General features: G+C 71.2%; 7 protein-coding genes and 2 pseudogenes. All 9 read left to right on the top strand.

From position 1 onward, the window contains the following. Positions 1–188, top strand: a pseudogene (locus E0497_RS11225) (IS30 family transposase); the annotation flags it as partial. Between the two features lie 73 nt (positions 189–261). Beyond that, on the top strand, positions 262–684 hold the full coding sequence (locus E0497_RS11220; protein ID WP_137724874.1) for a hypothetical protein: 423 nt from the start codon (positions 262–264) through the stop codon (positions 682–684). Positions 685–863: 179 nt separating this feature from the next. Continuing rightward, positions 864–1235: an NADH-quinone oxidoreductase subunit A gene (locus tag E0497_RS11215; protein WP_137724889.1), complete on the top strand. Its 372-nt coding sequence runs from the start codon at positions 864–866 to the stop codon at positions 1233–1235. A 34-nt stretch (positions 1236–1269) separates the two neighbouring features. After that, positions 1270–1845: a NuoB/complex I 20 kDa subunit family protein gene (locus E0497_RS11210; RefSeq protein ID WP_137724873.1), complete on the top strand. Its 576-nt coding sequence runs from the start codon at positions 1270–1272 to the stop codon at positions 1843–1845. Beyond that, a complete protein-coding gene (locus E0497_RS11205; protein WP_137724872.1) occupies positions 1842–2582 on the top strand; it encodes an NADH-quinone oxidoreductase subunit C in 741 nt (246 codons plus the stop codon). Before E0497_RS11210 ends, E0497_RS11205 begins: the two co-directional genes overlap by 4 nt. Continuing rightward, positions 2579–3886, top strand: a complete 1308-nt coding sequence (locus tag E0497_RS11200) for an NADH-quinone oxidoreductase subunit D (RefSeq protein ID WP_137724871.1) — start codon at positions 2579–2581, stop codon at positions 3884–3886. The genes E0497_RS11205 and E0497_RS11200 overlap by 4 nt, the downstream gene beginning before the upstream one ends. Further along, positions 3883–5913 carry an NADH-quinone oxidoreductase subunit NuoF gene (gene nuoF, locus E0497_RS11195; RefSeq protein ID WP_137724870.1) on the top strand — a complete coding sequence of 677 codons (2031 nt, stop codon included), beginning with the start codon at positions 3883–3885 and terminating at the stop codon, positions 5911–5913. The genes E0497_RS11200 and nuoF overlap by 4 nt, the downstream gene beginning before the upstream one ends. Continuing rightward, positions 5910–8351 carry an NADH-quinone oxidoreductase subunit G gene (locus E0497_RS11190; RefSeq protein WP_137724869.1) on the top strand — a complete coding sequence of 814 codons (2442 nt, stop codon included), beginning with the start codon at positions 5910–5912 and terminating at the stop codon, positions 8349–8351. Before nuoF ends, E0497_RS11190 begins: the two co-directional genes overlap by 4 nt. Continuing rightward, positions 8348–9511 (top strand): annotated as a pseudogene (nuoH, locus tag E0497_RS11185) (NADH-quinone oxidoreductase subunit NuoH); the annotation flags it as partial. The gene E0497_RS11190 and the pseudogene nuoH, both read left to right, overlap by 4 nt. Between the last annotated feature and the right edge of the window lie 2 nt (positions 9512–9513).

Here is a 9513-nt window from a genome sequence, read left to right as displayed (position 1 = left end):
ACGAGAACACCAATCGGCTCCTGCGGCACTGGTTCACCAAGGGCACCGATCTGTCCGGGCACGACGCGGCCGAGTTGAAGAGGGTCCAACACCTCCTCAACACCCGGCCTCGTCCCACCCTCGACTACGACACCCCCGCCGACCGTCTCAACGCCCTCATCCAGGCCGATGTTGCCCTGACCGCTTGACTTCCCCGCTGGGAACGCGCGACAAGTGCGCGAAACGCGGGACGGGCGGGGCTGCGGTCGTAGCATCGGGGGCGTGAGCGATCCGACCGTGCGTTCCGAACAGCCCGGTAGTGCCGGCCCGGTGCGGGTGCTGGTCTACAGCAGCGACGCCGCGACCCGGGCGGCGGTGGTGGGGGCGCTCGGGCCGCGCCCCCACCCGGACGTGCCGGTGCTCGAGTTCGTCGAGGTCGCGACCGAGCCGGTGGTGATCCGCACCATGGATGCCGGTGGGATCGGGCTGGCGATCCTCGACGGGGAGGCGGCACCGGCCGGCGGCATGGGCATCGCCAAGCAGTTGCGCGACGAACTCGTCGTGTGCCCGCCGATTCTGGTGTTGACGGGCCGCGCCGACGACCGGTGGCTCGCGGACTGGTGCCGGGCCGACGCCGTCGTGCAGCACCCGATCTCCCCGTTTCACCTGGCAGACGCGGTCACCGGACTGCTGCTCCGTACCTGACCGTCCGACGCGCGAAAGATTCGCGCGTGGAACCGAACCCACACGGGGCACCTCTCCCGTACGGTGAGTTCTAGATCACATTCGGCGGGACGGTTCTCCTGATTGCGTGTTTGTGCGTCGCCTGCGGTTCCCGCCGCACGTGGTCACCGTGACTCGTGACGAGTGGGACGGAGGACGCCGTGAACGCGTACGTGCCGATTCTCGTGCTCGGCGGTATCGCCGTGGCGTTCGCGGTGTTCTCGGTGGTCGTCGCGTCGGTGGTCGGGCCGCAGCGTCCGGGGCGCGCGAAACTCGAGGCGTACGAGTGCGGTATCGATCCGGTGCCGTCGTCGCCGACCGGTCGGGCCGGTGGCCGGCGCATCCCGATCAAGTACTACCTGACGGCGATGCTGTTCATCATCTTCGACATCGAGATCGTCTTCCTCTACCCGTGGGCGGTGCACTTCGACGCGCTCGGAGTGTTCGGTCTGGCGGTGATGGCGGTGTTCGTGTTCAACGTGGCGGTCGCCTACGTCTACGAGTGGCGGCGTGGGGGATTGAGCTGGGACTAGGGCGGTTGTCGCGCGAGCAGGAGGTGAGGTCGACGTGGGTCTCGAGGAGAAGGTTCCGGGTGGTTTCCTGCTGAGTACCGTCGAGACGGTCGCCGGGTATGCCCGCAAGGGGTCGTTGTGGCCGGCGACGTTCGGACTCGCGTGCTGCGCGATCGAGATGATGGCGACCACGTCCGGGCGGTTCGACCTGGCCCGGTTCGGGATGGAGGCGTTCCGGGCGTCACCGCGGCAGGCGGATCTGATGATCGTCGCCGGCCGGGTCAGCCAGAAGATGGCACCCGTCCTGCGGCAGGTGTACGACCAGATGGCCGAACCGAAATGGGTGCTGGCGATGGGGGTGTGCGCGTCGTCGGGCGGCATGTTCGGCAACTACGCGGTGGTGCAGGGCGTCGACCACATCGTGCCTGTCGACATCTATCTGCCGGGCTGTCCGCCGCGACCGGAGATGCTGCTGTACGCGATCCTGGAGCTGCACGAGAAGATCGCGGACATGCCGCTCGGTGCCAACCGGGAGGAGGCCGTCCGGGCCGCCGAGGTGGCGGCACTCGCCGCCCGACCCACGTCGTCGGCCGTGGATCTGGGGATGCCCGCCGGGACGGTGCGACGATGACCGGCGAGCACCCGAACGCGGGCACCGATCCGGAGGCGACGGCGGGGCCGGAGGGCACCGTGCCGCCGGTTCCGGTCGCGGGTGGCGGCGAGATGATCGGGCTGCGGCAGGGCATGTTCGGGGTCACCGGCACCGGTGACACGTCCGGGTACGGGCGGCTGGTGCGTCCGGTGACGCTGCCCGGGGTGACGCCGCGGCCGTACGGCGGCTGGTTCGACGAGGCCGTCGACGCGCTCGCGGCTGCCCTCGGGGGGGTGTTCGACGACGCCGTCGAGGCGGTCGTCGTGTTCCGTGGGGAACTGACGCTGCATGTGCGACGCGAGCACCTGCCGGTCGTGGCGCGGGCCCTGCGCAGCGACGGGCATCTGCGGTTCGATCTGTGCCTCGGGGTGAGCGGTGTGCACTATCCGCACGATCACGGGCGGGAGTTGCACGCGGTGTACCCGCTGCTGTCGACGGTGTACGGGCGCCGGTTGCGGCTCGAGGTCGCCGCCCCCGACGCCGACCCGCACGTGCCGTCGCTGTTCCGGGTGTATCCGACCACCGACTGGCACGAGCGGGAGACGTACGACTTCTTCGGGCTCGTGTTCGACGGGCATCCGTCGCTCACCCGGATCGAGATGCCCGACGACTGGGTGGGGCACCCGCAGCGCAAGGACTACCCGCTCGGCGGCATTCCCGTCGAGTACAAGGGGGCGACGGTGCCGCCGCCGGACGAGAGGAGGGCCTACCGGTGACCGAGACACCAGCGACCGAATACACCGTCACCGGGCAGGACTGGGACGACCTCGTCGACGCGGCGGCCGCGGCGCAGGAGGCCGGTGCCGAACGCATCGTCGTCAACATGGGCCCGCAGCATCCGTCGACGCACGGGGTGCTGCGGTTGATCCTCGAGATCGAGGGCGAGACGGTGACCGAGGCGCGCTGCGGAATCGGCTACCTGCACACCGGGATCGAGAAGAACCTCGAATACCGCAACTGGACGCAGGGCGTCACGTTCGTCACCCGCATGGACTACCTGTCGCCGTTCTTCAACGAGGTCGCCTACTGCCTGGGCGTCGAGAGGCTCCTCGACATCACCGACCGGGTGCCCGAGCGGGCCACGGTGGTGCGGGTGCTGCTGATGGAACTCAACCGGATCGCGTCGCATCTGGTGGCACTCGCCACGGGCGGCATGGAGCTCGGTGCGATCACCCCGATGCTGTTCGGGTTCCGGGACCGGGAACCGATCCTCGACGTGTTCGAGACGATCACCGGGCTGCGGATGAACCACGCGTTCGTCCGGCCCGGTGGGATCGCCGCGGATCTGCCGGACGGGGCGGTCGACCAGGTGCGGGCGCTGCTGGATCTGCTGCCGGGCCGGATCCGGGACATCGAGGACCTGCTCACCGAGAACCCGATCTGGAAGGCCCGCACCCGGGGCGTCGGCTATCTCGACGTGACCGGCTGCACGGCGCTCGGGGTGACCGGTCCGATCATGCGCGCCACCGGGACCCCGCTGGACGTGCGCCGCACGGACCCGTACTGCGGGTACGAGGACTACGAGTTCGACGTGGTGACCGCCACCGGATCCGACTGCTACGCACGCTATCTCGTCCGGATACGGGAGATGGCGGAGTCCCTGAAGATCGCCCGGCAGTGCCTCGACCGGTTGCGGCCGGGCCCGGTGATGGTGGCGGACGAGAAGATCGCGTGGCCGGCGCAGTTGGCGCTCGGCCCGGACGGGCTCGGGAACTCCCTCGACCACATCCGGCACATCATGGGCACGTCGATGGAGGCCCTGATCCACCATTTCAAGATCGTCACCGAGGGGTTCCGGGTGCCGCCCGGGCAGGTGTACGTGCCGGTGGAGTCGCCGCGCGGCGAACTGGGGGTGCACGTGGTCAGCGACGGCGGCACCCGCCCGTACCGGGTGCACTACCGGGATCCGTCGTTCACGAACCTGCAGGCCGTCGCCGCGATGTGCGAGGGCGGGATGGTCGCGGACGTGATCGCGTCCGTCGCGAGTATCGACCCGGTGATGGGGGGAGTGGACCGATGAGCGAATCCGTCGCCGCCGGACCGGTGTTCGTCGACCTCGGCCCCGGACCCCGCACCCGACCGACGTACCCGCCGGACGTCGCGGCCCGGCTGGAGGCCGACGCCGACGAGGTCGTGTCCCGCTACCGCATCGACCGGCCGGGGGCGGAGCGGTCGGCGCTGCTGCCGCTGCTGCATCTCGTGCAGGCCGAGGACGGGTACGTCTCGCCCGCCGGAATCGAGTTCTGCGCCACCCGACTCGGGTTGACGGTCGCGGACGTGACCGCGGTCGCCACGTTCTACACGATGTACCGGCGCGAGCCGACCGGCACGCATCACGTGGGGGTGTGCACCAACAGCCTGTGCGCGGTGCTGGGCGGTGACGCGATCCATGCGGCGCTGTGCGCGCACCTGGGTGTCGACGACGGCGGCACCACCGCCGACGGCACCGTCACCCTCGAGCACATCGAATGCAACGCGGCCTGCGATTTCGCGCCGGTGATGACGGTGGACTGGGAGTTCTTCGACGACCGGACACCCGAGTCGGCGATCGAGGTGGTCGACGCGCTGCGCGCGGGCCGGCCGGTGTGCCCGAGTCGCGGCGCGCCGCTGCGGACGTTCCGGGACACCGCACGCCTGCTCGCCGGATTCGACGACCCCCGCCCGGACGTGGTCGCCGCGGGTGGCGGGGCGGGCGATCCGACCCTCGCCGGGCTGCGGACCGGCTCGCCCACCCTGGCCCCGGTGCTGAGCCGGCACTGGGACGAACCGGAGCCGTGGACGCTCGAGAGCTACCACCGGCACGACGGCTACGCGGGGCTGCGGACGGCGCTGCGGACGAACCCGGACGAGGTGATCGCGACCGTGAAGGAGGCCGGGCTGCGAGGCCGCGGCGGTGCCGGGTTCCCGACCGGCATGAAGTGGTCGTACATTCCGCAGGATCCGGCCACCGACACGGCCGCGAAACCGCACTACCTGGTTGTCAACGCCGACGAGTCGGAACCGGGGACGTGCAAGGACATTCCGCTGATGTACGCGACCCCGCACACCCTGATCGAGGGCGTGATCATCGCGGCGTACGCGATCCGGGCGTCACGGGCGTACGTCTACGTGCGCGGCGAGGTGGTGCCGGTGCTGCGCCGGTTGCGGGCCGCGGTCGCCGAGGCGTACGACGCCGGCTACCTCGGCGCGGACATCCTCGGCTCCGGGTTCGACCTCGACGTTGTCGTGCACGCCGGGGCCGGCGCCTACATCTGCGGGGAGGAGACGGCGCTACTGGACTCGCTCGAGGGTCGCCGCGGCCAACCCCGGCTGCGGCCGCCGTTCCCGGCCGTCGAGGGCCTGTACGCGTGCCCGACGGTGGTCAACAACGTCGAGTCCATCGCGAGTGTGCCGTCGATCATCGCCCGCGGCGCCGAATGGTTCCGCAGCATGGGCAGCGAGGCGTCGCCCGGGTTCACGCTGTACTCGCTGTCCGGGCACGTGCGCCGGCCCGGCCAGTACGAGGCGCCGATGGGAATCACGTTGCGGCAGTTACTCGACGTGGCCGGCGGGGTGCGTCCCGGGCGCACCCTCAAGTTCTGGACGCCGGGTGGGTCGTCGACCCCGATCCTCACCCCCGACCATCTCGACGTGCCCCTCGACTACGAGGGGGTCGCCGGCGCGGGTTCCATGCTGGGCACCAAGGCCCTGCAGATCTTCGACGACACCACGTGCGTCGTGCGGGTGGTGTCGCGGTGGACGCGGTTCTACGCGCACGAGTCGTGCGGCAAGTGCACGCCGTGCCGGGAGGGCACCTACTGGCTGCGGCAGATCTACGACCGGCTCGAGCGCGGCGGCGGCACACCGGCCGACCTCGACAAGCTCCTCGACATCTCCGATTCGATCCTCGGGCGCGCGTTCTGCGCCCTCGGTGACGGTGCGACGAGTCCGATCACGTCGTCGCTGAAGTACTTCCGCGACGAATACGTCGCGCACGTCGAGGGCGGCGGCTGCCCGTTCGACCCGGACGCGTCGAGGCGCGATGTATCGGAAGGGGGCCGGCCGTGACCGTGCATGCGGGTGTCGACGCGTCCGGGCAGCCGGTCCCGTCGGATCGGGTGACGCTGACGATCGACGGCATCGAGGTGACGGTTCCCAAGGGCACCTTGGTGATCCGGGCCGCGGAGGGCATCGGCATCCAGATCCCGCGGTTCTGCGACCACCCGCTGCTCGACCCGGTCGGCGCCTGTCGGCAGTGCCTCGTCGACGTCGAGGGGCAGCGCAAGCCGTTGGCGTCGTGCACCACCGTCGCCACCGACGGCATGGTGGTCCGCACCCAGGTCACCTCCGCGGTCGCCGAGCGGGCGCAGCGCGGCAACATGGAACTGCTGCTGATCAACCACCCGCTCGACTGCCCGATGTGCGACAAGGGCGGCGAGTGCCCGCTGCAGAACCAGGCGATGTCGAGCGGCCGCGGCGAGACCCGGTTCGAGGACGTCAAACGCACCTTCCCCAAACCGATTCCGCTGTCCACCGAGATCCTGCTCGACCGGGAACGGTGCATCCTGTGCGCCCGCTGCACCCGGTTCACCCAGCAGATCGCGGGCGACGACCTGATCGACTTCCTCGAACGCGGCGCCGACCAGCAGGTGGGCATCGGGGCGGGGGAGCCGTTCGACTCCTACTTCTCCGGCAACACCGTGCAGGTGTGCCCGGTCGGGGCGCTGACGTCCGCCGCCTACCGGTTCCGGGCCCGCCCGTTCGACCTGGTGTCGTCCCCGAGCGTGTGCGAGCACTGCGCCGGTGGCTGCGCGCAACGCACCGACCACCGCCGTGGCACCGTGCTGCGCCGCCTCGCCGGCGACGATCCGCAGGTCAACGAGGAATGGAACTGCGACAAGGGTCGGTGGGCGTTCGCCTACGCGACCGCACCGGACCGGATCATCACCCCGCTGGTGCGCGGCGACACCGGCGACCTGGTGCCGGCGTCGTGGCCGCACGCCCTCGCGGTCGCGGCCCGCGGGCTCGCGTCCGCCGGCGACTGCGGGGTGCTCCCCGGCGGCCGGCTCACCGTCGAGGACGCGTACGCGTACGCCAAGTTCACGCGGGTCGTGCTCGGCACCCACGACATCGACTTCCGGTCCCGGCTGCAGTCGGCGGAGGAGACGGCGTTCCTCGCGTCGCGGGTGGCCGGACGTGTCCTCGGTGCCGCCCCGGACACCGTCACCTACGACGACCTCGAGCACGCGCCCGCGGTGCTGCTGGTGGCGTTCGAACCGGAGGACGAGTCGCCGATGGTGCTGCTGCGGCTCCGCAAGGCTGTCCGCGCCCGCGGCACCGTCGTGCTGTCCATCGCCCCGTACGCGACCCGCGGACTCGGCAAGGTCGACGGACGGCTGCTGCGGGCCGTGCCGGGTGACGAGCCGGCGATCCTCGACGATCTCGCCTCGTCCGACTTCCTGCGCGGCGCCGGCTCGGTGATCGTGGTCGGTGAGCGGGCGGCCGGTAGCCCCGGCACCCTGTCCGCGGTCGCGCGGCTCGCGGACGCGACGGGTGCCCGGATCGCGTGGATTCCGCGGCGGGCCGGGGACCGCGGCGCCCTCGAGGTGGGGGCACTGCCGACGCTGCTGCCCGGGGGTCGTCCCGTCGTCGACCCGGCGGCCCGCCGCGAGGTCGAAACCGTGTGGGGCACCGTGCTTCCGGCGTCCGTCGGCCGGGACACCGACGCGATCCTCACCGCCGTCCGGTCCGGCGACCTCGGTGGACTGCTCGTCGGGGGCGTCGACGTCGACGATCTGCCCGATCCGGCCGCCGCCCGTGCGGCCCTCGACGCGGCCCGGTTCGTGGTGAGTCTCGAACAGCGGCGCAGCGCGGTCACCGACCGGGCCGACGTGGTGTTGCCGGTCGCGACGGTCGCCGAGAAGCCGGGCGCGTTCCTGGACTGGGAGGGGCGGGTGCGTCCCTTCGACACCGCGCTGCGGGACACCGGCGCGTTGCCCGACCAGCGGGTACTGGTCGCGCTCGCGGCGGAGATGGGGACTGCGCTCGGTCTGCCGGACGTCGCCGCCGTCCGCGCCGAGATCGCCCACCTCGGCACGTGGGCGGGGGGCCGGCCGCCGGACCCGGACGTCCCGGCACGTCCGGCGCCCGAACCCGGGCGGGGGGAGGCGGTCCTCGCGTCGTGGCGGATGCTGCTCGACGCCGGACGCCTGCAGGACGGCGAACCGCACTTGTCCGGCACCGCCCGCCCGCCGGTGGTGCGGTTGTCCGCCGACCGGGCCGCCGAACTCGGTGCCCGCGACGGTGATCCGGTGACCGTCGACACCGGCCGGGGTGCGATCACGCTGCCGCTGCAGATCACCGAACTGCCGTTCCGGGTGGTGTGGCTGCCGCAGAACTCGCCGGGGTCGGCCGTGCACCGGACGCTCGCCGCCCGCCCGGGTGACGTCGTGCGGGTGCGCCGCGCCGACCCTGCCGTCGCCCCCGACCCGGAGGTGCCGCGATGACCGCGGACCTCACCGCCGTGCAGGCCGCCGCCGACCTGTCGATGTTCGGGCACGACCCGTGGTGGCTGGTGATCGCCAAGGCGATCGCGATCTTCGTGTTCCTGGTCCTGACGGTGCTGCTCGCGATCTACGCCGAACGCAAGGTCCTGGCGTTCATGCAGATGCGGGTCGGCCCGAACCGGGTCGGCCCGCGCGGACTGCTGCAGACCCTCGCCGACGGCATCAAACTCGCCCTCAAGGAGGGCATCGTCCCGTCCGGGGTGGAGAAACCGATCTACCTGCTGGCCCCGATCATCGCGACCGTCCCGGCGTTCATGGCGTTCGCGGTGATCCCGTTCGGCCCGCAGGTGTCGGTGTTCGGCGCCGTGACGCCGCTGCAGCTGACGGATCTGCCGGTCGCGGTGCTCTACATCCTCGCGATGTCGTCGGTGGGCGTGTACGGCATCGTCCTCGCCGGCTGGTCGTCCGGTTCGACGTATCCGCTGCTCGGCGGGATCCGGTCGACCGCGCAGGTGATCTCGTACGAGGTGGCGATGGGACTCACGTTCGCCGCCGTGTTCCTCGACGCCGGCACCATGTCCACGTCGGGAATCGTTGCCGCCCAGGACGGTACGTGGTACGTGTTCCTGCTGCTGCCGTCGTTCCTGATCTATCTGACGGCGATGGTCGGCGAGACCAACCGTGCCCCGTTCGACCTGCCGGAGGCCGAGGGGGAACTCGTCGGCGGCTTCCACACCGAGTACTCGTCGCTGCGGTTCGCGATGTTCATGCTCGCCGAATACGTGAACATGGTGACCGTCTCCGCGCTCGCCGCGACCATGTTCCTCGGCGGCTGGCACGCGCCGTGGCCGCTGAGCCTGTGGGCGGGTGCGAACAGCGGATGGTGGCCGCTGCTGTGGTTCGTCGCGAAGGTGTGGGCGCTGCTGTTCGTGTTCATCTGGCTGCGCGCCACCCTGCCGCGGCTGCGCTACGACCAGTTCATGAACCTGGGCTGGAAGGTGCTCATCCCGGCGGCCGTCGTGTGGGTGATGGTGGTGGCCGCCGCCCGCGTCCTGCACGACGACGATCACCCGGCGGTCGCGGCGGTCCTGCACGTCGCCGGCATGGTCGCCGTCCTGGCGGTGCTGGTACGAGCCCCACGCCCCACTCGACAGAAGGAGGA

This window comes from Prescottella subtropica (genome assembly GCF_005434945.1).
Lineage (GTDB): Bacteria > Actinomycetota > Actinomycetes > Mycobacteriales > Mycobacteriaceae > Prescottella > Prescottella subtropica.
Note: the sequence above shows the minus strand (reverse complement) of the source record. Positions and strands in the feature narration are given on the sequence as shown.